This is a genomic window from Methanoculleus marisnigri JR1 (assembly GCF_000015825.1).
GTDB lineage: Archaea > Halobacteriota > Methanomicrobia > Methanomicrobiales > Methanoculleaceae > Methanoculleus > Methanoculleus marisnigri.
In genome coordinates this window covers 1,052,905-1,076,696 of the sequence record NC_009051.1, presented here as the reverse complement: position 1 = coordinate 1,076,696, position 23,792 = coordinate 1,052,905, and the positions used below count along the sequence as shown (strand labels likewise).

The following is a 23,792-nucleotide window of genomic DNA, read 5'->3' as shown; positions in this document are numbered from 1 at the left end:
TGATTACGCGGTCTCGATATTCGACTCGCTCTCGAGCCCGAGTTCCTCGATCGCCATCTCGCGCATCTTGAACTTCATGATCTTGCCCGAGACCGTCATCGGGAAATCGTCGACGAACTTGACGTAGCGCGGGATCTTGAAGTGCGCGATCCGGCCGCGGCAGAACTCCTTCACCTCGTCCTCGGTGAGGGTCGCGCCGTTGTCGGTCTTGATCCACGCCATCAGCTCCTCGCCGTACTTCCGGTCCGGGACGCCGATCACGTAAGCATCGGCGACTTTTGGGTGATTGTGGAGGTACTCCTCGATCTCGCGCGGGTAGATGTTCTCCCCGCCGCGGATCACCATATCCTTCAAGCGCCCGACGATCTTGACGTAATCCTCCTCGTCCATCGTCCCGAGGTCGCCGGTATGGTTCCAGTGGCTCTCGTCGATCGTCGCGCGGGTAGCGTTCGGGTTGTTGTAGTAGCACCGCATCACGCAGTAGCCCCGGGCGCAGATCTCGCCGGTCTCCCCCCGGGGGACAATCCGCTGTGTGTTCGGGTCGATGATCTTGATCTCGGTGTGGGGGAAGGGCTTGCCGATAGTCGAGACGCGCCGCTCCAGGGGGTCCGCGGTGGTGGTCATCGTCACGCCGGGCGAGGTCTCCGTCTGCCCGTAGACGATCACGATCTCGGACATGTTCATCTTCTTGTTGACCTCCCGCATCACCTCGGTCGGGCAGGGCGACCCGGCCATGATCCCGGTGCGCAGCGTATCCAGCCGGTACTTCGCGAAGTCCGGGTGGGAGAGTTCGGCGATGAACATCGTCGGCACCCCGTGAAGCGCCGTGCACTTCTCGTCCTGGACGGCTTTGAGGACCGCTTCGGGGCTGAAGACCGGCGCAGGCAGCACCATCGCGGCGCCGTGGGTGACGCTCGCCATGTTCGAGAGCACCATGCCGAAACAGTGGTAGAACGGCACCGGGATGCAGAGCCGGTCTTCGTGGGTGAACTTCATCCCTTCGCCGATGATGAAACCGTTATTCAGGATGTTGTGGTGGGTCAGGACGACGCCTTTCGGGAACCCGGTCGTCCCGCTGGTGTACTGGATGTTGACCGCGTCGTCGAAGCTGAGCGACTCCTCGCGCTCCCGGAGTTCTTCGGGACGAACGAGTTCGGCCTTCGAAAGGAGGTCGTCCCAGGTGTACATCCCGTTGTAGGGGATGTCACCGAGGAAGACGACGTTCTTTAAGAACGGGAACTTGTCGCTGTTGATCCGGCCGGGCTTTGCCTCGAACGCCTCCGGGCAGGACTCGTAGAACATCCCGACGTAGTCGGAGGTCTTGAACCGCCCCTGGATGAGGAGCGTCTGGACCTCGGACTGCTTCATGGCGTACTCGAACTCGTAGGTCCTGTATGCCGGGTTGATGTTCACCATGATGGCGCCGATCTTTGCCGTGGCGAACTGGACGAGCACCCACTCCGCGTAGTTCAGCGCCCATATGGCGACCCGGTCCCCGCGCTCCACGTCGAGCGCCATGAGGGCGCGCGCAAGGGTATCGACGCGCTCGAGAAACTCCGCATACGTCCACCGGGTACCCTGGTGGACGGAGACGAGTGCTTCGCTGTCCGGATGCTCCGTCGCTATACGGTTCAGCATTTCACCGATGGTGATGCCGAGCAGGGGTATCTGCGAGTTCCCACACGCGTAACTGCCCTCAACCATTCTATATAAATGGGTGCAGGTACGGTTATATGATTACTGGTTTTTTCCGGCGCAATCCTTATACTTCATGGCCGTCAAACGTATAGAGGGCAGGGGGGTCGTGGCCTAGTCCGGAATGGCGACGGGCTCCAGCGGTCTTTGCACGTGATGAACAATGGGTCTCCTGACGAACGGATGATGACCCGTTGGAGCACTGATGCATGTTCGGAGAGACCCGTCGATCGTGAGTTCAAATCTCACCGACCCCACATTCTTGTAACTCTTATCCGACACCCCGGGGAATCTGTGGCTATTTACGTCCGGTGCCGGGGCGCGACAGGGAACCTCTGCACGCAAAACCCCGCAGCGGGGACGGTTAATACCGGCAGCACGCGAAGAGGGCCTCCCTCTCGAACCGGGCGTTTCGCGTTTAACGGTATCGATCCCACCGGGAGGTCTTTAATACCTGTTTCACCAATATTTCAGCACTATCTGAGGGTATCCATATGTATCTCATCGGTGAAGCATTGGTTGGAGACGGCGCAGAACTTGCGCACATAGATCTGATAATGGGAAACAAAGAGGGCGCGGTAGGACAGGCGTTTGCGAACTCCATTTCGCAGCTCTCGAAGGGACACACACCGCTCCTCGCGGTCGTCAGGCCGAACCTGCCGACGAAACCCTCGACGCTCATCATCCCGAAGGTCACGTTAAAGAAAGAGTACCAGGTGAACCAGATGTTCGGGCCCGTCCAGGCCGCGGTGGCGAAAGCGGTCGCCGACTCGATCGAGGAGGGCGTCTTTGAGGGGGTCGACATCGAGGACACCGTCATCATGGCGAGCGTCTTCGTTCACCCGACCGCACAGGACTACAACAAGATCTACCGGTTCAACTACGGCGCGATGAAACTCGCGCTCCGCCGGGCCCTCGACCGGTTCCCCGACGTCGAGACGCTCCTGCACGAGAAGGACCGGGCGGCCCACGCGGTCATGGGATTCAAGGTCCAGCGGCTCTGGGACCCGCCGTACCTCCAGGTCGCCATGGACCTCGTCGACAGGAACCACATGAACAGGGTTCTCGACGAACTGCCCCAGAACGACCACCTGATCATCGAGGCGGGCACGCCCCTGATCAAGAAGTTCGGCCTCTCGATCATCTCCGAGATCCGCGAACGCCGCCCGAACGCGTTCATCGTCGCCGACCTCAAGACCCTCGACACGGGCAACCTCGAGGCCCGGATGACCGCCGACGCCGGCGCCGACGCCGTCGTGATCTCCGGCCTCGCGCCCATCTCCACCATCGAGAAGGCGATCGAGGACACCCGCAAGACCGGCATCTACACCGTCATCGACATGCTCAACGTCAAAGACCCCGTTGCCGTGGTCAAGCAGCTGAAGGTGAAGCCGGACGTCGTGGAACTCCACCGCGGCATCGACGTCGAGGATACCGCCTACGCCTGGGGAGACATCCCGGCGATCAAGAAAGCCGGCGGCGAGCGGCTGCTGGTCGCGACCGCGGGCGGCATCCGGCAGGGCGTCGTGAAGGACGCGAGGAAGGCGGGCGCCGACATCCTGGTCGTCGGCCGCGCCATCACCGCGAGCAAGAACATCCAGCACGCGGCCGAAGAGTTCCTCGAGGAACTGAGCACCGAAGAGATCGACCAGTTCCGCATCATGACCGACTTCTGAAGTCGGTCGTTATCTTTTTTCCACCGGAGCGTTCCCGGCGATGCGGGGACGCAAACCGTCCCGGACAATAGGTTAAAGTGAGCAGAACGGCAACGAATAACCATGTCGTTTCCCGGCCCGGTGAACGGGCAGGCTCCGGCCGACGAAGGATCGCCGGAACCCGGGGCGGGCGCGGACGGTTACCGCCGGCTGAACCGGAAGTGCATGCTCTCGATGTACATCGACTACGCCATGTGGTATGCGGTTCTGCTCGTGGCCTACATCCTCACGAAGACCTACGCAGAGGGATTCCTGGGGTCCTACTACGATCTTATCAGGTACGGCTTCTTGCTCGTCCTGGGGATCGCCCTGGTTTACATAGCCGCGGCTCCGCCGGTCTTTTACGCCCGGTACCGCTACCGGATCACCGAAGACCGGGTGGACGTGCGCTGCGGGGTCCTCTTCATCCGCCACACCCTGGTGCCGATCGAGCGGGTGCACCAGGTGGAGATCACCAGAGGCCCGATAAACAACCTGCTCGGCCTCGCGGACGTCACCATAACCACTGCAGGGGGCGAGGCGGACATCAGGTACCTCGAGATTGACGAGGCGGAGACGGTGGCCGACCGGCTCAACAACCTGGTCGGGAGGATGCTCCGGGACAGGATGCCGGCGACCCCCATCCCCCGGCCGGGGGCTGCAGACGAATGAACGGGAGTGACCGGGAGACAGAGGACCGCAGCAGCGATGCGGGCTCCGGCCCCGGGACGGCTGCGGATACCCCAACTCGCCATGGCGAGAAGATCCGGTGCCACCCGAGCATCATCGCGGAGCGATCGCTCTCGGCGATCGTGGTGCTGGCCGTCCTCGCCACGCAGCTCGGCAGGGGTGCTCTACCGGCCGTACTCGCGTTCCTCTTCGTCGCGCTGGTGCTCTTCAACTACCGGCAGTGGAGCCGGACGACCATTCAGTTCAACGAGACGGACGTGGTGGTGGAGAGGAACACCCTCTTCAAGATGAAGAAGACGCTCCCCTACGCGAAGGTTGCGTCGGTGAACATCAACCGGGGTATCCTGAACAGGGTCTTCGGGACATCGAGGCTGCTCGTCAACATCAACTCGGGCAGCGGCGCCACGGTGCCGGAAGCCGTCCTGACGTTTAGCGAGGACGTGGCGGAGGGGATACGGGCCGGGATGGCAGAGCGGCTGTACGGCCACGAGACCGTTTTGGAAGACGAGCCGGCCGAACCCCCGGTCACGTTCTCCCCGGCGGACGTGATCGTCCACGGCCTCTTCAGCGTCTCGACCTACCAGACGGTCTTTGGGTTTGCGTTCCTGGCCTACTCCGTCGTTCAGGTATACGTCTCCACGGTGACGGGAGCGGGAGCGGGCGGTACGGCGCTGGTCTCCCTGCTGATGTTCTTCGTCGTCCAGCTGGCACCGTCGGTCTCGCTGATATTCCATTACTACAACTACCGGGTATACCGCCGGGGCGACACGATATACCTGGAGCACGGCCTGATCAGGACGTATAAGACGTCGTTTGACGTCTCGCGGATCAACGCCGTCCGGGTAAAGCGGACGCTCGCGGCCCGGCTCCTTTCCCGGTCGTGCATCGAGGCGGAGGTGGTGGGGCTCGCGTCCGGGAGCGGGGAGAGTCTCCGCCCCGTCCTCTGCCTCTTAAAGGACGATGCGACGCAGCAGCGGCTTCTCGAAGACCTGGTGCCGGAGTTCGTGGCCGAGCACGGCCGGGAGCGGCAGCCCGCAGGCGCGAGGAGCGTTCTCCTGATCCGGGCCGCGTTAGCCTCTCTCGCGCTCGTTCTGGCGACGGCCTACCCGTCGATCTATCTCTACCGCGAGACGGCGGCCCTGGCCGGGATCGCCGGGCTCGTCCTCCCGTACGCGCTGCCGCTCGCGACGGCGCTCGCCATCCTCGCGATCTTCTACGCGACCTCTGTCTCCTACCGGATCACGGAGTTCGGCACGGATAGCGACCTCTTCACGTTCGTGAACGGCGCCGTCGACCGCGAGACCGTCGTGATGAACTACGACAAGGTGCAGATGGTCCGGATAACGAGAGGCCCGGTCGCCCGGGTCTTCGGGGTCGCCCGGGGGAAGGTGTACCTCCTCTCCTCGACCGGGGGGGCGAGCGTCTCGTCGGGGTATTTCGCCGGGAGCCATCTTGCCGCCATCGGCGAGACCGTCATGGAACGGATCGCGAGCGGGGAGTACGATTACCGGAAGAACAGTATCTGAGCACCGGCAGGACTCACAAGGAGTTCCACTGGGCGTTCTTTTAAAATGAGGCTTTTGGGCGGGGCCCCGCCCCTCACGCCCTCTCTTCCAGGTGGATCTTCAGCCCCTCGTTATCGACCGTGGTAGCGATAGCGACCCGGAGGCCTGCCTTCGCGAGGATCTCCGTCACCGCCTCCTCCGGGAGGTCCGTGATGACCGCGATCGACGGGCCGACCGAACTCATCCCGACGAACTCGAGGCCGGCGTCCCGGAGCGCCGCCATGTAGCGGTAGATCTCGAACCCGTGGTGCTCCACCTCGGCGCGCTTCGAGCCCCGGAACTCGATCTCCCAGATGACCTCGCCGGCTTTCCGGAGATCGCCGCGTTCCAGCGCGGGGATGAGGTCCATCAGGACGAGGTAGGACTTCAGCTCCCGGTCGCGGTAGTCGAGCGTCCGGGCCTTGTTCATCAGGAGGTCGAACTCCTTCTCCCCCGCCGACGAGATGTCGGAGGCCGGAATGGCGATGTAGACCTTTTTGCCCCCGGCGAAGGCGTGCCGGTAGATGAGCGCCAGTTCGTCGCCCATCACCACCATGCCGCCGTGGCTGCTCGCGGCAGGCCCGACGCCGGTCTCGAACCCGAACGCGACGTTCCCGGCCTCCGTCTCCTCGACGAAGTTGCAGCCGAGGAGGAGGCGGAGCTCATCAGAGGTCAGCGGCGAGCCCACGGCGACGTTGAGAGCGTTCGCGACCGCGATCAGGATGGTGCTCGTCGACCCGAGCCCGACGTGCTCGTACTGGTGATCGCGTGCGCGGATCTTAAAACCGCCCTCGTACCCGACGACCTGCCGGAAAGCCTCCGCGAAGTGCCGGAGGATCGGTTCGCGGGTGTAGTCGATCTCAATCCCAGAGGGCGTGCACTCGACCTCGGCGGTGCAGTAGACCCCGATGGCGAACCCGATGCCGCCTCCCCCGGGATGGTCGGGAGAGAACCGGTTCATGTCGAGCACGGTGAGGTGAATCCTCGCCGGGGCGCGGGCGGCGACGGTGCCGGAGACCGGCGTGAGCCGGTAGTCCTTTTTGAGGCCGCACGGCCGGATATTCTCGCCGGGGGAGAAGGAGGTGAACTCGTACTCGACGAGGTCGAGGTCCCCGCCCCGGATCTTCATAACAGCCATTTCGTCACTTCGTTTCAGCGTGTACGGTCAAAGAAGATATCCTTTCCCGATGCCCGGAGCGGGATGCCGTAAGCGACGCCGCAGCCTTCCAGCCACCCGAGCGAGAGCGCCCCGACGCCGGCGGTGTACATGACCCGGTTGTCGACGTTGTGGAGGCTCGCGGTCTTCACCGCGGAACCGACCGCGATCCCGAGATCCGCCATCCGCACAATGCAGTTCGGGCCCCGGAACGGCGTTGCCGGCGGGTTTAACTCGCGCTGGGCGTCGAGCATCTCCGCACAGGTGGCGTAGCCGCACCCGCCGCAGTCGAGGCCCACGGCGTCGGCGTAGAGCGACCCGACGAGGAGGCAGGCGTCGCTTGCCACGACGTTGCCCGCGTCCCTGATGAAGAAAACCGCGTCGTGCTTCTCGCCGTACTCCCGCATCGCCCCGGCGAGTCGCTCCTTCTCCTCTTCGGTGACGATCATCGTCTTGATGACGTCGGTGCCCCGGGCCTTCGGCGCGGTGCGGGCAGAGAGCGCCATCAGCCGGGCGACCACCTCTACGGCGTCTGATTCAAAGACCATGAGAGTACGTGGCCCCGACCCCAGATAAGGGTATGCCCGGACGGCAGCGATACCTTTTTCCACGAACCCGTAAAAGAGCCGGACCGTCATGGCACCGGAGAAGAGCCTCGAGCGCGCCACGTTCGGCGCGGGGTGTTTCTGGGGCGTCGAGGAGGCGTTCCGGCGCGTGCCGGGCGTCGTGGAGACCGCGGTGGGATTCATGGGCGGCACCGTCGAGAACCCGACCTACCCCGAGGTCTGCACCGGAAGGACCGGGCACGCCGAGGTCGTGCAGGTGACCTACGACCCCGGTACCGTCTCGTACCGGGCGCTCCTCGACACGTTCTGGGACGCCCACGACCCGACCACCCCGAACCGGCAGGGACCCGATATCGGGACGCAGTACCGGTCGGTGATCTTTGTCCATACTCCCGAGCAGGAGGCGGAGGCCCGGGCGTCGAAGGAGGAGATGGATCAATCAGGAAAGTTCCGCCGCCCCATCGTCACCGCGATCGAGCCCGCGGGGACGTTCTGGCGGGCGGAGGAGTACCACCAGCAGTACTTCGCGAAACGCGGCGGCGGGCAGTGCCGGACGGTGTGGTAGGGGGACAGAAGGGGGTAAATTCGGGCTGGATCTCTGGGGGGCTGCGGTTAGAAGGATCGAGCGTTCTTATGCTAGAGGGTTATGACCCGGTGCTGGGATTCCCGCGCTCCGTCTAGCCATTCTCATGCTTCTCGGATAGTAGAAACGAGAGTAAATCCGATGCAGTGGACCGTGGGAATATCGCCACGCAGGGGGGTGGGGACAGGGGAGGGGGGATGCTCCCCCCTCCCCACCTGACGGTGGTCGAGCTCCGGGCGTTCGCACCTTCGGTGCTCATGCTCCCGCTCTGGCGACCGGTCGCATTCCGCCCATCGCACTCCCCGTCAGCCCCTCCCCCAATGGCGATATCCACTGGAAATCCGTGTACGAGATCCGTGAGGTACAATGCCCATTAGAGCCTGCACGCTCGGGGACATTTGCCGCATCAAACCACCCCTTTCACTCCCGCTTCGCCGTTCCCCCGATCTTGAACCCGACGCCCTCGAACGTTGCGACCAGCCGGTCGCCCGAGTAGACGTCGACGGCGTAGACGGACGTCCTCTCCGTCTCCGAGACCATATAGGCGACCGCTTCGAGCGTCTCCCCCGCGGGGACAGTGAAGTAGCGGATGTTAGCGGAGATCGCGATCTGGTCGATCCCCTCCATGTTCGCGGCGACGCCGAACGCGTGGTCGGCGATGGCGAAGATCGCGCCCCCGTGGGTCGTGCCGTGGGCGTTCTTCATGCCCTCGGTCGCCATCGCCACCTTAACAAGGCCGTCCCCGATCGCCGTGACCGCCAGCCCGAGCAGGCGTGCGAACTCGCAGGCGTCGGAACGCTGCACCGCCGCAGAATAGGCTTTCGGGATGGATACGGTCTCCTTCATGGAACTACTTGTACTCCCGCTGCGAGTAGGTGGCGCCGTTGGCCTCGCCGCCGCGAAGAACGATGTAGAGCCATTCCCAGAGCGACTTGAGCGTCCCGAACTGCTGGTAGCGCCGCATCGAGAACCCGACTTTCAGGCGGGGGTCGAGACGGACCTTCCCGAGCTTGCGCATCCGCTGCGCGATCTCGAGATCGTCCCCGGCATCGATGCAGCGGTACATCCCCGCCCGGATGAACGCCTCCCGGTCGAAGGCCGTGTTGCACCCGAGCGTGAAGTAGATCGTCCGGGTGTAGTAGCCCAGGCGCGAGAAGATGTTTGCTCCGAGAAGAGAGAGCCGGTTCCGGAAACTGTCCTCGATCGGGTAGACCGTGCCGTAGAGCTGCACGATATCCTTCTCTGCGAAGTCCTTCCCGATCCGCTCCACCCAGTCCCGGGGGAGGACGCAGTCGGCGTCCGTCGTGGCGATGATATCGCCCGAGGCAGCCATCGCCCCATCGTTTCGGGCTCCGCCCACCCGCTTGCTCGTCTGGATGAAGACCCTGTCCGCAAGGGGTTCGGCCAGTTCCCGGGTCCTGTCCTTCGAGTCTCCGTCGACGACGATGATCTCGTAGGTATCCCGCGGCACCGTCTGGTCTGCGAGCGACGCAAGGCAGCGCTCGATGTTCTGCTCTTCGTTATAGGTCGGCACGACTACGGAGATCATCCCTCGATCAACTCCCGGTATAGTTGTTGATGCCGGTTTGCTATAAGCGTGATGCCGATCTCCCCGTCAGCATCACGGGAGAAGAGGAACGGCCTCCCAAAAGCAACGCGAGCCCGGCACTACCCGGCCAGCTTCCGGTACAGGTCAATGTGGAGATTCGCAATCGTTCTGATGTCGTAATCCTCTGTGAACGGCCGGGAGAGCGCCGCATGCCGTCCGAGCAGATCCCGGTTCTCGAGCAGCATGCCGGCCTCTTCGGTATTATCGAAGTACAGGGCGGTATCCCTGAAATTCCCGGTGAACTCAGGAATTCTCCGGGCGACGACCGGCAGGCCGGTCGCGAACGCCTCCAGGATGACCATCGGGAGCCCCTCTGCGTAGGAGGGGATGAAGAAGACGTCGGCGCTGCAGTAGGCGGCGGTGATGTCGTCGACAAAACCGGTGAAGAGGACGTTCTTCCCGCAACGGCTTTTTTTCTCCTCGATCATGCTGTAGTCCTGGGAAAGCCTCCCGTACGGGAACCCGCCGACCCAGACAAACTTGATGTCCGGGTGTTCGTGCGAGAGGGCGAGAAAGTCGTAGATGCCCTTCCTTGGTGTCTGCTGGGCGACGGTGAGCACCACCCACTCGTCCTCCCCGATACCGTACGTCTTCCTGAATGCCGCCCGTTTTTCCGGGTTCGGCTGGAACTTCTCCCTGTTCACGCCGTTCGGGATGAGGGTGGTCGGGACGTCCGGGGCGATCTCGTGAACCTCCCTCTCGCAGAGGGGCGAGATGGTGATGATGTGGTCGAACCCCCCGTAAATTTCCGGGTAAAATTGGTTCACCGTCTCGGAGAAGACGAGGTTGCCGGCGTTGAGACGGGGGGTCGAGTGAGCCGTGAGCACCTTGACGCCGTGACTGTATTTCTTGTTCGTCAGGGCAAGAGGGCCGAAGGTGTGGTAGTGGACGAGGTCGAAGTCACGGCCATGGGCGTTCCAGGCAATCTTCGGGCGGGGTTCTTCCCTGACGAGAGCGTTATAGAGCGTCTTTGCCAGAGTGGCGCACCCGATGTACTTGAAGAAGAGCATGTCTTCGACGAAGAAGTTGACTTTCATGGATATTCCCTCACGAAATCGATCGCGCTCCTGATGCACCCATCCATATTGAGGTACTCGAACTCTGCGAACCGGCCGACGAGGTCGATGCCCCGATCCCGGCAGAACTCCCGGACGATTGCGATGTTCTTCAGGTATTCGGTGTCGTAGACGACGTAGGCGAACTTCTCCCGCGCGACGCCGGTGTAGACGACGTCATCCCGTGACGGGATGAACCCGGCGTCGATGAGCGATCCGACGGTATGCTCGACGACCCCGGCGTCCGACATCCGGGAGACCGCGTCGCCCTCGTTGTAGGTGATCTCGGCGAGGATCGAGGAGTGGCCGGGGGGGGCGACCTCCGTGCTGTAGTTCGAGGGGAACGATATCCGGTTGAAGAGGCCGGTCTTCTCGTCGGGGACGTAGAGCCACGAGATATCGGGAACGTCGCCGGATAGCCCGATGAAGACCGAGCAGAGCGAGTTGTAGCGGAGAGCGTCGCAGGCCGCCTGCACGTCGGCCGGGACGTCGGAGAGGCAGGGGAGCAGGTTCTGGAGCGGGATCGTCGAGATCACCCGGTCCACGCGGACGGTCTCGCGGCCGTCGCTGACAACAAATCCGCCCTCCTCCTCGCGGATGGAAGTGACCGAAAACCCGGTCCTGACGGCGGGGAGGACCGGCTCCGCAATCGCCCTGACCAGCGCCTCGATCCCGCCCGTCACCGGGTAGGAGAAGACCGCCTGGTGGACGTAGCCCTCGGTCTCGATGCCGATCGCCGACTTGATGATATCCTCGACCGGCGGGCGGGGGATGCGCCCCTCCACCCAGTGGTGCGACATCCGGTCGGCCGGGTAGTTCCAGATCTTTTCGTTGTAGGGAAGCATGTAGCACTCGGCGATGCCCCGGCCGAAGGTGCAGGTGATCCATTCGGCAAAGTTCTTCGGCGGCGGGACTTCGCCTTTCTCGACGGCGATGAGGTTCTTGACGAACTCGTTTATGCAGAAGAAGCGGTCCTCGTCAGGGAGTTGATACAGGCCGTTCTCGAAGGGATATTTGACGTAGCGGCCTTTATAGAGAATCTTCGTGTTCCGCGCCCGCCGGTCGGCGTTCTCGCCGAGTGCCGAGAGCATGAAGGAGAGGACCTCCTCGTCGCGGGAGAAGATGATGTGCGAGCCCCCGGCATCGAACGTGAACCCCAACTCTTTCCTCGAGCGGCAGAGCCCCCCGATCATCTCGTTCCGTTCAAGAACGGTCACGTCGTCGCCCTGTTCGTGGAGCAGGCGGGCCAGCGTTATCCCGGTGAGGCCGCCACCCAGTACCGCCGATTTCACGCCCGTACTGTTTATGCCGAAACCTTATATCGTTGACCATCTGTTTCCCCGCAGACGCCGCAAATTGGAGGGAAAAACGGGAGTTCCCGGGCAGGGAACGCGGAGCGCGGGTTCTGCTGTGCCGTCAGGCCTGCACGGCGGGTCTTCCTAAGAATTGCGCAGTTCTCCGACGAAATCCAAAACATCCTTTGCGTAAAGTTCGGGTTCTTCCCAGGCCGCGAAGTGCCCCCCGCGGGGGAGTTCGGTGAAGTGCCTGAGGTTGACCCGGCGCTCGGCCCATTCGCGCGGCAGCGGAGCGTCCCGGGGAGGGTGGGCGACGGCAGCCGGAACCGGGGTGCGCCGCCAGGGGCCCAAGATCGCGTGGGCGTCAAGGTAGTACCGGCGGACGGACGAGCCGATCGTCCGGGTAACCCAGTAGATCGTGATGTTCGTGAGCAGTTCGTCCCGGCCGATGCGCGTCTCAAACTCCTCACCGGTCGTGCCCGAGACCATGAAACTCATGATCCAGGCCGCGAGGCCTGCGGGCGAATCGGCCAGGCCGTAGGCGAGGCTCTGCGGTTTGGTCGACTGGATGATGTTGAAGGCGCCTTCGTTCATCCACCACTCCCGGATGTAGTTCGCGAACGCCATCTCGGGCTCTGTGAGGGTCGAGAAATCCGTCGTCTGGTCCGGGTAGCCGACATCGGTCAGGTGGATGCCGACCAGGGCGTCGGCGTGGCGCTCCGCGAGGGCCTGGGCGATCAGGGTCCCGGCGTCGCCGCCGGCCGCGACGAACTTCCCGTATCCCAGTTCTTCCGTCATCAGTCCCGCGAAGAGATCGGCAGTGTCGTCGGTGGTCATGGGCTTTCGGTCGGAGAACCCATGTCCGGGGATGGACGGGACGACCACGTCGAACGAGAGATCGGGGTCGCCGCCGAACCGGGCGGGATCGGCAAGCATCGGGATGACCCGGTGATACCGATAAAACGAGTCGGGCCAGCCGTGGAGCAGGAGGAGCGGCGTCGGGTCCGGTCCCCTCCCGCGCTCGTGGACGAAATGAATCCCCACCCCGTCGACCTCCGTCCTGAACTGGGCGAAGCGGTTCAGGTACGCCTCGTGCCTCCGCCAGTCATAGGAGTGCTCCCAGTAACGGGCGAGGTCTTTCATGTATGCGAGATCGATGCCGTACCCCCGGCCGCCACCGTCATCGGGCCAGCGGGTGCGGGCGAGGCGTTGACGCAGGTCGTCGAGGACAGCCTCCGGAACGGCGATCGTGAAGGGTTGCATGCCGGGGGTGGACGGTTTCTTGCTGCTTATATCTTTTCTCTATGAGCCCGGCGCCGCACGGTGCTCGCAGCCCATCCGGCAGCTGCAGCGAGGATGAGCAGCACGCTGACCGCGATGAACGTGTACTTCGGCGAGATCACGGCGGTGAACGGTCATCTCCCTCTCCACGCGTAGCCGACGGCCCCTTCCGGGCAGGCGTCCACGCAGCCGCCGCAGGGGAGTTGCCATGACTCAAACCTCGTGTGCGAATCTCACTCCCCCCGCTGGCTCACCATATCCGCAACCGTGAGATCCGGGTGCCGGTAGCGCCCCCGGCCCTCGGTCCCGAGCATCACGTTGAGCTGGATCGCCTCGGTCGGGCAGAAGTGGAGGCAGGCACAGCAGAGTTCGCACCGTCGCCCCCAGGCCGGACGGCCGTCGGTGAGGGTGAGATTGCCCGCCGGGCAGACCCTTGTGCAGGTGCCGCAGCCGGTACACGCATCCGAGACGGAGAAGGCCTCTGCAGCGTTCCGGGTGCCCTTTACGAACGGCCCGTAACTCAGGACGTTCACGAGCCAGGAGACGGGCTCGAACCCCGGGGAGACCGAACGGCCGCTCCCGATCGCCTCCGCGATCTCGGCGAGCCGTCTGTCTGCCCTGCCGAGGGTCTTACCACACTTCTCGCCCGGCACCGACCGCATGAGCGGCGGGAAGTTGCCGGGCATTTTGACGGCAAATGCGGCGTCGAGTCTCCGGTTCTGCCGTCTGTTGAATATCCCGTTCAACTGGTGGAGCGCCGAGACCCCTATCCCGCCCATCGTGACGACCGCAAACGTATACCCCGCCTGCGAGAGATCGAGCCGTTCCGCGAACCTGGCGACCATCACCGGCACCCCGCAGTCGTAGACCGGGCAGACGATCCCGACCCGGTCGGCATCCGGGGCGATAGTCCCCGGGGTGTCCGCGAGCGATGCGATCGGGATGAGTTCGGTCTCCCCGAGAGCTCCGGCAATCTTCCTCGCCGCGGCAAGGGAGTTGCCGGTGCCGGTAAAATAGTAGATGACGGTCTTCATGGCCGGCGCTCCAGTTCGGCGATGCCGACCGACGGGTTCCGGTAGCGCTGCCTTCCTTCGGTAGCCTTTCCGGCCTGGATCGCCCCGGCCGGGCAGAGGTGGATGCACCCGCAGCAGAGTTCGCACCGGTGGTTCCAGACCGGCCGGCCGTCGACCATCTCGATGTTCTCCGCCGGGCAGATGCTCGCGCAGATACCGCAGGACGTACACTCTTCGGTCACCGTGAACCTGCGGTCTTCCCCGTGGACGCGGGAACGGAACCGGGGGTACATGACGGCCCTGATGAGGCGCGTCAGAGGCGCGTACGGGAGGTTCACCCGCTCCCCCCGCCGGATCCGGCCCGCGATCGCATCGAGTTCCGCGTCCGCCGCGGCGAGCAGCCGGTCCCGCTTCTTCCCCGCGGGCGAACCGTACATCAGGATGTAGTTGCCCGGCATGGTCACCGCGAACCCCGCATCGAGCCCCCTTCCGGCCCGCTCCTTGAGGATCTCGTCGATCTGCCGGAGAGCCGCAGAGCCTCCGCCTCCCCCGTGCGTGACGACCGAGAAGACGTAGTCTGCTTTAGCGACGTCGAGGCGCTCCGCAAACGATGCCGCCATCGCCGGGAGCCCGGAGAAGTAGACCGGGCAGACGATCCCGACACGGTCGGCGTCCGGGATGATCTCGTCCGTGGTATTCCGAAACGCCGCTATCGGGACAAACTCAGTATCCCCGAGGGGCCCGGCGACCTTCTTTGCAGCGGCAAGGGAGTTGCCGGTGCCGGTAAAATAGTAGATGACGGTCTTCATGACAACCTCAAACGATCCATCAGTTATGTCAGCAGTCTAAGTGTTCGCTCATATGGATATGGACTTTACGAAGAGAGGCGGGCGGACTCAGCGCGGCGCAAAAAAAGAAATACCGGGATTGCTCCGCCGTCACTGCCGGCGGGGCGAGTCCTTGTCGGCGAGCCGGGTCGCCCCCGGTGCGCCCGGCCGCGGGGCGCTCTCGGGTGACTGGATGAACCAGCCGGTCCGGGTGCCGTCGAGCACATCGGCGGAACTCCGGGCGGTGAGGAGGCTGACGACGACCATGGCGAGGGCGGAGAGCACGAGCGCAAAGAAGCTGAAGTGCATGGGAAGCGGCGATACGAACTGGTGCCAGTAGCCGAAGGCTGCGGCCGCGACGAGTCCGACCGCCATGCTCGCGATCGCTCCTTCCCCGGTAGCACCGCGCCAGTAGAGCCCGGCAAGCAGCGGAACCGCGAACGTCGCGAGCATCACCCCGATACCCATCCAGATCAGCCACGCAAGCATCGGCGGGGGGTTGATGGCGAGGAGAAGCGTGCCGCCGGCCCCGAAGACGATCGCGACCTTCGAGACGAGGAGCACCTCTTTGTCGGTCGCCGCAGGGCGGAAGATGTTCTTGTAGATATCCCACGCAAACGAAGTGCCGACCGTGAGCATCAGCCTATCGGTCGTCGACATCACCGCCGCGAGGACGATCACCGCAAAGAGCGCCCAGAACGCCATGTTCGGGATCGCGTGTTCGACCCCCAGGATGAAGGCGAAGTCCTGTGCGTTGACGGCGTCCGGGAGCACCAACCTTCCCTCCTCGACGAGCGACCGCACGGCAAACCCCGTGAACTTGACGAGGAACATCACGACCGCGTAGATCCCGAACGCAACGAGCGGCGCCCACTTGAAGTAACGGGCCTCTTTTGCCGCGAGGACGTTGTTGATGACGTGCGGCGCGCAGGCAAGCCCGACCATCAGGAGGATGCCGAACGAGACCAGGAACTCCGGCGTCGCGTAGGCGTAAGAGGCGTAGGCAGCCGGATACCAGGGTTCGACGAAGTTCGGGTCGATCCCGGCGAGCACGGAGTTGATGTGAGTAAGCCCCCCGGCGCTCATGACGACGAACGGCGCCATCAGGAGCACGCCGAAGATCAGGATGCCGCCCTGGAAGAGGGTCGTCCAGGAGACGGCGTAAAGCCCCCCGATGACCGTGTAGGCGGTGATGATGACCCCGGAGATGAGGAGCGCCTGCCAGTGCGGGATACCGAAGAGCCAGACGATGACGATGCTGATCGCGGCATACTGCCCGACGAGATAGATCAGCGAGACGATGATTCCGGAGACCGCCGAGAGCGCCCGGAGCGCCCGCGGGCTCTCGAACCGGTCGGCGAGGTAGTCCTGGACAGTCAGGTACCCCCGCTCCTTCCCGATGGCCTGGAGTTTCACGCCGAAGAAGATGATACAGAACGCAGCCGCGAGCGGAACGAAGATCTGCTCCCAGATCCCGGGCCAGCCGGACGTATACCCAAAGCCGCTGACGCCGAGCAGGGTCATCCCGCTGCAGATCGAACAGACGATCAGGATCGTGAAGACCCAGAACCCGAGCGATCTGCCCGCGAGGATGTAATCCTCGGTGTTATGAATCTTCTTCGAGGCCCAGTTCCCGATGCCGATGAGCACGAAGAAGTAGAGCGCGATCAGAGCGAACGTCGCAAGATCCGCCATTCAAACGGCCTCCCGGAACCCGAGACCCCAGAGAGCGAGCAGTACGACGACCAGGGCGACGGCGGCGCCCACGATGATTCCCGTTTGGAGAGGTAGCCCGAAGAACATGCTGTGTTAGTGTGTGGCATGCTAACATATAACACAATCGCAGGGGAGGGAGTGACCTTCCCCCGATGGAGCGATGAAGGTATCACACCGAAAAGAATGTTATTTGGAACTCTTTACGGTCTTTGCGCCCCGAAGGAGCGCAATCTTCCCCGTGCGGACGAGTTCCTTGATGCCGTACTGGCGCAGGAGTTTCTCCAGCGCATCGATCTTCTCCGTATCCCCGGTCACCTGGAGCACAAGCGTCTTCGACCCGACGTCCACGACCTGGGCGCGGAAGATATCGGCGATCTGGAGGATCTCGGCGCGGGACGGCCCGGTCTCGGCGGCAACCTTGATGAGGGCGAGTTCCCGCTCCACGCTCTCCCGTTTCGTCAGGTCCGAGACCTTGATGACGTCGATGAGCTTGTTGGTCTGCTTCATCATCTGCTCGACGATCCCGTCGTCGCCGTTCACCACGATCGTGATCCGGCTCATGTTCGGCTCCTCGCAGGTCCCGACGGCCAGGCTCTCGATGTTGAACCCCCGGCGCGAGAACATCGCGGCGACCCGGCTCAGGACACCTGCCCGGTTCTCCACGAGGACACTCAGGGTATGCGGTTTCATTGCTGACGCACCCCGATCATCTCGTTGATCGCAGCACCCGCGGGAACCATGGGAAAGACGTTCTCCTCCCGCTCGACCCGGAAGTCCAGGACGAACGGCCCATCGGTGGCGAGAGCGGTCTCGAGCGCCTCACGCACTCCGGCCTTCTCGTCGACCTGGAGCCCCTCGACCCCGTAGGCGTTCGCGATCTTGACGAAGTCCACCGGCGGGAGTTCGGTGTAGGAGTAGCGACGGTCGTAGAAGAGTTCCTGCCACTGCCGCACCATCCCGAGGTACATGTTGTTCAGGATCACGACCTTGACGGGGATCTTGTACTGCGCCACCGTCCCGAGTTCCTGGATGTTCATCTGGAAACTCCCGTCGCCGGCGATGTCGACGACCGGCATATCCGGCCGGGCGTAATGTGCGCCGATGGCCGCCGGAAACCCGTAGCCCATCGTCCCGAGACCGCCCGAGGTGATCCAGGTCCGCGGCTTCTTGAAGCAGTAGTAGAGCGCGGTCCACATCTGGTTCTGCCCGACCTCGCTCACGACGATCCCTTCGCCTTTCAGGATCTCGGAGAGCTGCTCCACGACGTACTGCGGGCGGAGATGGTCGTCGTCGCGGTAACCGAGCGGATACTGCGCCTTCCAGGCGCCGATCCGGGAGACCCAGGCCGCCGTATCGCCGCGCTTCTGCATCCGGGATAAAAACGCCTGGAGAACGGCCTTCACGTCGCCCACGATCGGGACGTCGACTTTCTTGTTCTTCCCGATCTCGGCCGGGTCGATATCGATGTGGATGACCGCGGCGTTCGGCGCGAACGTCTCTATCTTACCGGTGACGCGGTCGTCGAACCGGACACCGACGGCTACCAGGAGATCGCACTCCGTCACCGCGTAGTTCGCGGACTGGGTGCCGTGCATCCCGAGCATCCCGAGACAGAGCGGGTGGTCGCCGGGGACGGCGCCGAGCCCCATCAGGGTCGTCGTCACCGGGATGGCGGCCGCCTCCACGAACTCCAGGAGTTCGGCCGACGCTCCGGAGAGAACCACCCCGCCGCCGGCGTAGACGAGCGGCCGCTCGGCTGTCGCTATCAGGTCGAGCGCCTTCTCGATCTGGCGGACGTGCCCCTGGTAGGTGGGCTGGTAGCCCCGGAGGGAGACCGTCTCGGGGACGGGCTTTCCCTCCAACACCTGGCCCGTGCTGACGTCTTTGGGGATATCGACCAGCACCGGACCGGGCCGGCCGGTCCGGGCGACGTAGAACGCCTCCTGCACCACGCGGTCGAGGTCGCCGGCATCCTTCACCAGGTAGTTGTGCTTCGTGACCGGCATCGTGATCCCGGTGATGTCCGACTCCTGGAACGCGTCGTTCCCTAAGAGGGCGGTCGGCACCTGGCCGGTGAGCGCCACGATCGGAATGGAATCCATATATGCCGTCGCGATCCCCGTGACCAGGTTGCACGCGCCGGGGCCGGAGGTGGCAAGGCATACGCCTACGCGGCCGCTTGCACGCGCGTAACCGTCGGCTGCGTGCGCCGCTGCCTGCTCATGCCTTACCAGTATGTGCCGGATCGACGAATCGTAGAGTTCATCGTAGATCGGCAACACCACGCCGCCGGGGTAGCCGAATATGGTATCCACCCCTTCACGCTGCAGCGCTTCAATCAGAGTCCTGGCTCCGGTCTTCATGCTCTTCCCTGAGTAATCTGTTCATCCCTGCGATAACTGCTTCGACGCTTGCCATGATGATGTCGGTCCTCGCGCCCCGCGAGGTCACGGTCTTCCCGTCCTTGCTGAGTTTCACCGAGACGTCGACGAGGGCGTCCGTGCCGCCGGTTATGGCATCGACGCTGTATTCGTCGAGCCGCACGCTCCCGACGTCCGCAACCGATCGCTGGAGCGCGCGGATCGCCGCGTCTACGGGGCCGGTCCCGACGGCGGCGCCGGTGATCTCCTCGCCGCGAACGAGCATCGTCACCGAGGCGGTCGGGATCGCGTTGCTGCCCGAGACGATGGTGAACTGGCGCAGTTCGATGCACGGCGTAAACTCGATCTCCATGACGGTATCGGCGATCGCCATGATGTCGGCATCGGTTATCCGCATCCCGGCGTCCCCGAGGCGTTTGATCCGGTCGACGATCTCCTTGAGCTGTGCAGCGCTCGGGGCGTAGCCCATATCGTGGAGCGCGGCCTCGACCGCCGCCGACCCCGAGTGCTTCCCGAGGACGATCCGCCGCCGCCTCCCCACCCGCTCCGGCTGGAGGGGCTCGTAGGTGCTCGCGTCCCGCATCACCCCGTGGGCGTGGATCCCGCTCTCGTGGGTGAAGGCCATCTCGCCGACGATCGGCTTGTTGGTCGCGAGCGGAACCCCGGTCAGCCGGGCGACGTGGGTCGAGAGCGGATAGAGTTCTTCGGTCGCGATCCCGGTATCGACCCCGTAGAGCACCTCGAGCGCCATCACCAGTTCTTCGAGGGAGGTGTTTCCCGCCCGCTCCCCGAGGCCGTTGACGGTGACGTGGGCACAGGTCGCCCCCGCCCGGAGGGCGGCGACGGTGGTCGCGAGCCCGAACCCGAGGTCGTCGTGGCAGTGGATGGAGAGCGGGGCGAAGAGGAGCGGCGGTATGATCGCGGCCGCCCGCTCGGGCGTGAGGAGCCCGACGGTGTCGCAGAAGCAGAGCCGGTCGGCTCCCCGCTCCACCCCTTCCCGGAAGACCTCCGCGAGGAAATCCTGGTCGGCGCGTGACGCGTCTTCTCCCGAGAGTTCGACGACGAGACCGCGCTCTTTCGCGTACTCGACGGCGCTCCAGGCCATTTCAGAGACCTGCTCGCGGGTCTTACGGAGTTTTTTCGCGATATGGAGATCGCTCACCGGGACGACGAGGTGGACGGAGTCGGCACCGGCGTCGGCGGCAAGGTCGATATCCCCGGGGAGCGCCCGGACGTAGGTGCAGCACTCGGCGGCAAGCCCGGCATCGGCGATGGCACGGATCGACTCGCGTTCTCCGACGGACGCGGCGGCTGAGCCTGCTTCAATCACGTGGACGCCGACGTCGGCGAGGTGCGTTGCAATCTCAAGTTTCCCGGCCGGCGTGAGAGAGACACCCGGTGTCTGTTCGCCGTCCCGTAGGGTTGTGTCAAAAAAGCGAATCGGTTCAACAAATAAAACAATCACACATAGTGCAATTCACCGTCAGAGAATTGGCGACAGCGCTACTTAAATGTTGGGCAGTCGGGGATTCTGGTGCAGAGCAAAATGGGGGGTTATACCGGCGCCGGGGCGCTCTCGTAGAGGAGGGCGACGTAGCGGGCGGAGAAGATGATGAACGCCGGCGTGAGGAGGAAGAGGAGGACCGGGCCGATGAGCGGGATCAGGGCAAGAACGAACTCCACGATCGCGATCACGATGATCATGACGAGGAGGGCGATGAAGCAGCGGATCCACCCGATCGTGCCGATGTGGGTGAGGAGAGTGCGGATCCTGAAGGCCTCGCGCATCTTCCCCGTCCGGGCGAACCTGACCGCCGCAAACGTCGAGAGGATCCCGATGATGACGGCTGCAAGGATGAAGATGATAAGGATGGCGAGGGCTGCGAAGATGGCCAGCTCCGGGCTCAGAAGCGGTTCGGGGCCGGATCCCGCCGGGGTTACCGTCGCTGAGACCGGGATGAAGTACATCAGGAAGGGAAGGACGGTGAGGACCATGAGCGGGATCGCGTAGACGATCGTGATGACGATCAGTTTGATGCCGTCGACAAAAAGCCCGATCCAGCCTTCGAGTTCCGGGGCGGGCTTTGTGCCGCTCATGACCCGCACCGTGTAGCCGTACATGAACGGAAATATGATCGTGCTGACGAGCAGAAGGAGCCAGCGGACCCATCTCCCCCAGATAGCGTCCTTCGCGTAACCGAAGGACTCGCTGATTAATCGGACGACATCCATGTGTATCACCGCATGTTCGGTTAAGAATTACCCGGGATAGGGATAAACACGCTGTTTTTGTTCGGAAAAAAACGGTATACCCCCGAGATTCTGCCGACGGATTGAAGACGGTACCGTTGACGGAAGGACTCAGTGCAGGTGCATAAGGATAGGTTCGGCGAAAAAGGAGTGGTTGTTTGGGTAGTTTATGCGGAAGCGGGCGCTTCCGCGTATACTAGGGCAAGGTACCGGGCGGAGAAGATGGCGAACGCCGCGTTGAGGAAGAGTGCGATGAGCCAGCCGAGGAAGGGTATCCCACCGAGAATGCCGACCACGAAGCTGTAGACAAACGCGACGACGAGGAGGAGGATGACCGCGATGATCCAGATTCCCCACCCGAGCGCGCCGATCTGTGCAAGGATGGCGCTGAAGTTGAATGCCTCACCGACGCTGTCCGTGTGGGCGAAGCGGAGTACGGCAAACAGGGCGATGAACGCCATGACAAGCCCGACGAGTAAGGCGAGGAAGGCTCCTACCAGTGCACCGAGGATCGCGGCGGCGGCCGCAGTCGGGTCGGTCGTTGCCATTCCTGCGAGGGCGCTGAGGCCGCCGAGGACGAGGAAGACCAGGATTGCCGGGATCATGTAGACCAGCATAATGATATTCATCTTCCATCCGTCGACGAAGAGCTTGCCCTACCCGTCAATCTCGGGGGCAGGTGTGTTGCCGGCGAGCACCCGCACGGCGTAGCCGGAAAGCATCGGGATCAGGGAGACCGTGATCGTCTGCACGAGTGCCAGGACGGCAAGGATGACCCATTGCATCCACTTGCCGACCATATACTATATCCCTTTCCAGAAATGGGCGAATTTGACCCGGAAAAATCGTCTAATCCCGGCACAGATCGGTTCGACCGGAACAGGAACGGCACAGCATATATAAAGCCGGGTTTCAGCAACGGGCATCACGTACGCCGTGCCCCGGGCGCCCGGAACCTCTCCGGCGGTGCCTTTTGATTACGAAAAGAAAATAGGGTTCAGGCCGGTGCCTGAGCGCTCTCGTAGATCAGCGTCATGTACCGTGCCGCAAAGATCGCCCAGACCGGGTACAGGAGGAACGCGATCACCCAGCCGAGGACCGGGATCATGCCCAGTATGCCAACGATGAAACCGAAGACAAACCCGGCAACCATGAGGACGATGATGGCGATGATGTAACTCCCCCAGCCGATCTTTCCGATGTGCTCGAGGATGGCGCCGAAGGCGAATGCCTGGCCGATGCTGTCCTTCTGCGCAAACCGGATCATCCCGATCGTCGAGATCAGCGATATGATGATTCCGACGACGAGCACGAGCAGGAGACCGATACCCATCGTTCCCAGGGCGGCAAGGGGATCGCTCATCATGGCGGCAGGTACGAAGAAGATGGCCATGATGACGAAGAGCGGGATGCCGTAGATGATCCCGATGACGAAGAGTTTCAGGCCGTCAATGAACATCCCTACCCAGTTCCCCACCTCGGGAGCCGGCTTTACACCGCTGTAAATGCGGACCATATACCCCATGATCAGCGGGAATATGATCGTGCTGATGGCGAGCAGGATCCACTGAACCCATTTGCCCCAGACAGCGTCTTTTGCGTAGCTGAACGAATCGCTCAGCATGTTTCCATAATCCATAGGTGTCTCACCCACGATTTAGTGTGAGATTGTATGGTATAAAAGCGTTGCCATAATTCCTCTTTTTACAACCTTCTTTTGCCGAAATGAAGCGATCATTTCACCACGAATCAGGCAATCCGGGCTCAGAACGGTTTCCCGATCCGGGACAGCGCGGCCATATATACACTGCGAATACGGCACCGGCAGGCGGCCGGGGGCCGGGGCATGAGCACCGGTAAAAACTCCGTTCCACGGCTTTGTGCGAACGAACGGTCTGGAGATGGCACTGCAAGACATTACTTACTATCAAGCCGGAAACTCGGCAGAAGAGCGCCGATCCCGGTGACCACGGCCTCGTCGGGAAGACCCGTTCGAGGATACCCGAAAAAGGGTTACTCATTATAAAAATAAGAGCAGTTAGTACGTTCCAAATACCAATGCAGCCACCACTCCGAAAAGCATGAAGATGATGAATAAGCCCACCCAGATTATCAGACCTGCGACGAAATTGTACCCAAATACTGCTAGTGCACGTTTCAAGAAACTGTCTGATACCAGCCAGCCCTTGTAACTATATGTATCCATTCCGCCATTGGACATAATCGGGTAGTTTAGCGAACCATAATTTAACCATTTTCATGTAACATTTGTTCTCATTAAGCGGCTATCCTGAAAGAGTTCCAATCAAGCCACGGGTATTTTCCTTGAACGTGATCCGTCACGTATGCATTGACCGCTGCCTTCTGGACATTGTCAGAGGCATCCTGGAACTCCCGGGGTCACGGCACCGGGACGGCGATACAGGCAAGAGGAAAA

The 23,792-nt window shown here is 62.9% G+C and carries 21 protein-coding genes, 1 tRNA gene and 1 pseudogene; 5 read left to right on the top strand and 18 right to left on the bottom strand.

What is annotated here, in order from left to right:
• Window positions 1–3: 3 nt before the first annotated feature.
• The gene (locus MEMAR_RS05345; protein WP_011843930.1) at window positions 4–1,704 is read right to left on the bottom strand and encodes an AMP-binding protein; all 1,701 of its coding nucleotides are present in this window, start codon (window positions 1,702–1,704) and stop codon (window positions 4–6) included.
• A gap of 94 nt (window positions 1,705–1,798) precedes the next feature.
• Here MEMAR_RS05345 and MEMAR_RS05340 point away from each other — a divergent pair.
• From MEMAR_RS05340 to MEMAR_RS05325, 4 genes are all read left to right on the top strand, one after another.
• Window positions 1,799–1,952, top strand: a tRNA-Trp gene (locus tag MEMAR_RS05340).
• Between the two features lie 237 nt (window positions 1,953–2,189).
• Entirely contained in the window at window positions 2,190–3,371 is a 1,182-nt protein-coding gene (locus tag MEMAR_RS05335; protein WP_011843929.1) for a bifunctional 5,6,7,8-tetrahydromethanopterin hydro-lyase/3-hexulose-6-phosphate synthase, read from the top strand.
• A gap of 102 nt (window positions 3,372–3,473) precedes the next feature.
• Window positions 3,474–4,061, top strand: a complete 588-nt coding sequence (locus MEMAR_RS05330) for a PH domain-containing protein (protein ID WP_011843928.1) — start codon at window positions 3,474–3,476, stop codon at window positions 4,059–4,061.
• The gene (locus MEMAR_RS05325) at window positions 4,058–5,605 is read left to right on the top strand and encodes a PH domain-containing protein (protein ID WP_011843927.1); all 1,548 of its coding nucleotides are present in this window, start codon (window positions 4,058–4,060) and stop codon (window positions 5,603–5,605) included. The genes MEMAR_RS05330 and MEMAR_RS05325 overlap by 4 nt, the downstream gene beginning before the upstream one ends.
• 73 nt (window positions 5,606–5,678) lie before the next feature.
• Here MEMAR_RS05325 and MEMAR_RS05320 read toward each other — a convergent pair whose 3' ends face one another.
• Window positions 5,679–6,761 (bottom strand): GHMP family kinase ATP-binding protein, encoded by a 1,083-nt coding sequence (locus MEMAR_RS05320; RefSeq protein WP_011843926.1) that lies wholly within the window; start codon window positions 6,759–6,761, stop codon window positions 5,679–5,681.
• A 14-nt stretch (window positions 6,762–6,775) separates the two neighbouring features.
• Complete coding sequence (locus MEMAR_RS05315; protein ID WP_011843925.1) at window positions 6,776–7,327, bottom strand: ferredoxin domain-containing protein; 552 nt, start codon at window positions 7,325–7,327, stop codon at window positions 6,776–6,778.
• 88 nt (window positions 7,328–7,415) lie between these two features.
• Between MEMAR_RS05315 and msrA the strand changes: the two genes are divergently transcribed.
• Complete coding sequence (gene msrA, locus MEMAR_RS05310) at window positions 7,416–7,910, top strand: peptide-methionine (S)-S-oxide reductase MsrA (protein ID WP_011843924.1); 495 nt, start codon at window positions 7,416–7,418, stop codon at window positions 7,908–7,910.
• 438 nt (window positions 7,911–8,348) lie between these two features.
• On the opposite strand, the gene MEMAR_RS05305 is transcribed toward msrA, so the two are convergent.
• The 15 genes and pseudogenes from MEMAR_RS05305 to MEMAR_RS05240 form a co-directional block, all read right to left on the bottom strand.
• On the bottom strand, window positions 8,349–8,774 hold the full coding sequence (locus MEMAR_RS05305) for a PaaI family thioesterase (protein WP_011843923.1): 426 nt from the start codon (window positions 8,772–8,774) through the stop codon (window positions 8,349–8,351).
• A 4-nt stretch (window positions 8,775–8,778) separates the two neighbouring features.
• Window positions 8,779–9,477: a glycosyltransferase gene (locus MEMAR_RS05300; protein ID WP_011843922.1), complete on the bottom strand. Its 699-nt coding sequence runs from the start codon at window positions 9,475–9,477 to the stop codon at window positions 8,779–8,781.
• A 119-nt stretch (window positions 9,478–9,596) separates the two neighbouring features.
• The gene (locus MEMAR_RS05295) at window positions 9,597–10,574 is read right to left on the bottom strand and encodes a glycosyltransferase family 4 protein (RefSeq protein WP_011843921.1); all 978 of its coding nucleotides are present in this window, start codon (window positions 10,572–10,574) and stop codon (window positions 9,597–9,599) included.
• Complete coding sequence (locus tag MEMAR_RS05290) at window positions 10,571–11,884, bottom strand: protoporphyrinogen/coproporphyrinogen oxidase (protein ID WP_011843920.1); 1,314 nt, start codon at window positions 11,882–11,884, stop codon at window positions 10,571–10,573. Before MEMAR_RS05290 ends, MEMAR_RS05295 begins: the two co-directional genes overlap by 4 nt.
• Window positions 11,885–12,031: 147 nt before the next feature.
• On the bottom strand, window positions 12,032–13,150 hold the full coding sequence (locus MEMAR_RS05285) for an epoxide hydrolase family protein (RefSeq protein WP_011843919.1): 1,119 nt from the start codon (window positions 13,148–13,150) through the stop codon (window positions 12,032–12,034).
• 251 nt (window positions 13,151–13,401) lie between these two features.
• Entirely contained in the window at window positions 13,402–14,202 is an 801-nt protein-coding gene (locus tag MEMAR_RS05280; RefSeq protein WP_011843918.1) for an EFR1 family ferrodoxin, read from the bottom strand.
• Complete coding sequence (locus MEMAR_RS05275; RefSeq protein WP_011843917.1) at window positions 14,199–14,990, bottom strand: EFR1 family ferrodoxin; 792 nt, start codon at window positions 14,988–14,990, stop codon at window positions 14,199–14,201. Before MEMAR_RS05275 ends, MEMAR_RS05280 begins: the two co-directional genes overlap by 4 nt.
• 129 nt (window positions 14,991–15,119) lie before the next feature.
• Complete coding sequence (locus MEMAR_RS05270) at window positions 15,120–16,703, bottom strand: sodium:solute symporter family protein (RefSeq protein WP_011843916.1); 1,584 nt, start codon at window positions 16,701–16,703, stop codon at window positions 15,120–15,122.
• A gap of 207 nt (window positions 16,704–16,910) precedes the next feature.
• A complete protein-coding gene (ilvN, locus tag MEMAR_RS05265) occupies window positions 16,911–17,414 on the bottom strand; it encodes an acetolactate synthase small subunit (protein ID WP_011843915.1) in 504 nt (167 codons plus the stop codon).
• Window positions 17,411–19,087 (bottom strand): biosynthetic-type acetolactate synthase large subunit, encoded by a 1,677-nt coding sequence (gene ilvB / locus MEMAR_RS05260; RefSeq protein ID WP_011843914.1) that lies wholly within the window; start codon window positions 19,085–19,087, stop codon window positions 17,411–17,413. Before ilvB ends, ilvN begins: the two co-directional genes overlap by 4 nt.
• The gene (locus tag MEMAR_RS05255) at window positions 19,059–20,570 is read right to left on the bottom strand and encodes a 2-isopropylmalate synthase (protein ID WP_011843913.1); all 1,512 of its coding nucleotides are present in this window, start codon (window positions 20,568–20,570) and stop codon (window positions 19,059–19,061) included. Before MEMAR_RS05255 ends, ilvB begins: the two co-directional genes overlap by 29 nt.
• Before the next feature lie 89 nt (window positions 20,571–20,659).
• Window positions 20,660–21,337, bottom strand: a complete 678-nt coding sequence (locus MEMAR_RS05250) for a DUF4013 domain-containing protein (RefSeq protein ID WP_011843912.1) — start codon at window positions 21,335–21,337, stop codon at window positions 20,660–20,662.
• Window positions 21,338–21,522: 185 nt separating this feature from the next.
• Window positions 21,523–21,999 (bottom strand): annotated as a pseudogene (locus tag MEMAR_RS05245) (DUF4013 domain-containing protein); the annotation flags it as partial.
• A 12-nt stretch (window positions 22,000–22,011) separates the two neighbouring features.
• Window positions 22,012–22,155, bottom strand: coding sequence for a hypothetical protein (locus MEMAR_RS13100; protein WP_011843910.1), 144 nt, complete (start codon window positions 22,153–22,155; stop codon window positions 22,012–22,014).
• A gap of 197 nt (window positions 22,156–22,352) precedes the next feature.
• Window positions 22,353–22,994 carry a DUF4013 domain-containing protein gene (locus MEMAR_RS05240; RefSeq protein WP_011843909.1) on the bottom strand — a complete coding sequence of 214 codons (642 nt, stop codon included), beginning with the start codon at window positions 22,992–22,994 and terminating at the stop codon, window positions 22,353–22,355.
• Window positions 22,995–23,792: the final 798 nt, after the last annotated feature.

Bases quoted from the DNA above. Each gene is read 5' to 3' on its own strand.
- MEMAR_RS05285 (WP_011843919.1), bottom strand. From the start codon at position 13,150: ATGCAACCCTTCACGATCGCCGTTCCGGAGGCTGTCCTCGACGACCTG.
- MEMAR_RS05270 (WP_011843916.1), bottom strand. From the start codon at position 16,703: ATGGCGGATCTTGCGACGTTCGCTCTGATCGCGCTCTACTTCTTCGTG.
- ilvB (WP_011843914.1), bottom strand. From the start codon at position 19,087: ATGAAGACCGGAGCCAGGACTCTGATTGAAGCGCTGCAGCGTGAAGGG.
- MEMAR_RS05280 (WP_011843918.1), bottom strand. From the start codon at position 14,202: ATGAAGACCGTCATCTACTATTTTACCGGCACCGGCAACTCCCTTGCC.
- MEMAR_RS05315 (WP_011843925.1), bottom strand. From the start codon at position 7,327: ATGGTCTTTGAATCAGACGCCGTAGAGGTGGTCGCCCGGCTGATGGCG.
- MEMAR_RS05305 (WP_011843923.1), bottom strand. From the start codon at position 8,774: ATGAAGGAGACCGTATCCATCCCGAAAGCCTATTCTGCGGCGGTGCAG.
- MEMAR_RS05300 (WP_011843922.1), bottom strand. From the start codon at position 9,477: ATGATCTCCGTAGTCGTGCCGACCTATAACGAAGAGCAGAACATCGAG.
- MEMAR_RS05240 (WP_011843909.1), bottom strand. From the start codon at position 22,994: ATGGATTATGGAAACATGCTGAGCGATTCGTTCAGCTACGCAAAAGAC.
- msrA (WP_011843924.1), top strand. From the start codon at position 7,416: ATGGCACCGGAGAAGAGCCTCGAGCGCGCCACGTTCGGCGCGGGGTGT.
- ilvN (WP_011843915.1), bottom strand. From the start codon at position 17,414: ATGAAACCGCATACCCTGAGTGTCCTCGTGGAGAACCGGGCAGGTGTC.
- MEMAR_RS05345 (WP_011843930.1), bottom strand. From the start codon at position 1,704: ATGGTTGAGGGCAGTTACGCGTGTGGGAACTCGCAGATACCCCTGCTC.
- MEMAR_RS13100 (WP_011843910.1), bottom strand. From the start codon at position 22,155: ATGGTCGGCAAGTGGATGCAATGGGTCATCCTTGCCGTCCTGGCACTC.
- MEMAR_RS05325 (WP_011843927.1), top strand. From the start codon at position 4,058: ATGAACGGGAGTGACCGGGAGACAGAGGACCGCAGCAGCGATGCGGGC.
- MEMAR_RS05335 (WP_011843929.1), top strand. From the start codon at position 2,190: ATGTATCTCATCGGTGAAGCATTGGTTGGAGACGGCGCAGAACTTGCG.
- MEMAR_RS05250 (WP_011843912.1), bottom strand. From the start codon at position 21,337: ATGGATGTCGTCCGATTAATCAGCGAGTCCTTCGGTTACGCGAAGGAC.
- MEMAR_RS05275 (WP_011843917.1), bottom strand. From the start codon at position 14,990: ATGAAGACCGTCATCTACTATTTTACCGGCACCGGCAACTCCCTTGCC.
- MEMAR_RS05295 (WP_011843921.1), bottom strand. From the start codon at position 10,574: ATGAAAGTCAACTTCTTCGTCGAAGACATGCTCTTCTTCAAGTACATC.
- MEMAR_RS05320 (WP_011843926.1), bottom strand. From the start codon at position 6,761: ATGGCTGTTATGAAGATCCGGGGCGGGGACCTCGACCTCGTCGAGTAC.
- MEMAR_RS05330 (WP_011843928.1), top strand. From the start codon at position 3,474: ATGTCGTTTCCCGGCCCGGTGAACGGGCAGGCTCCGGCCGACGAAGGA.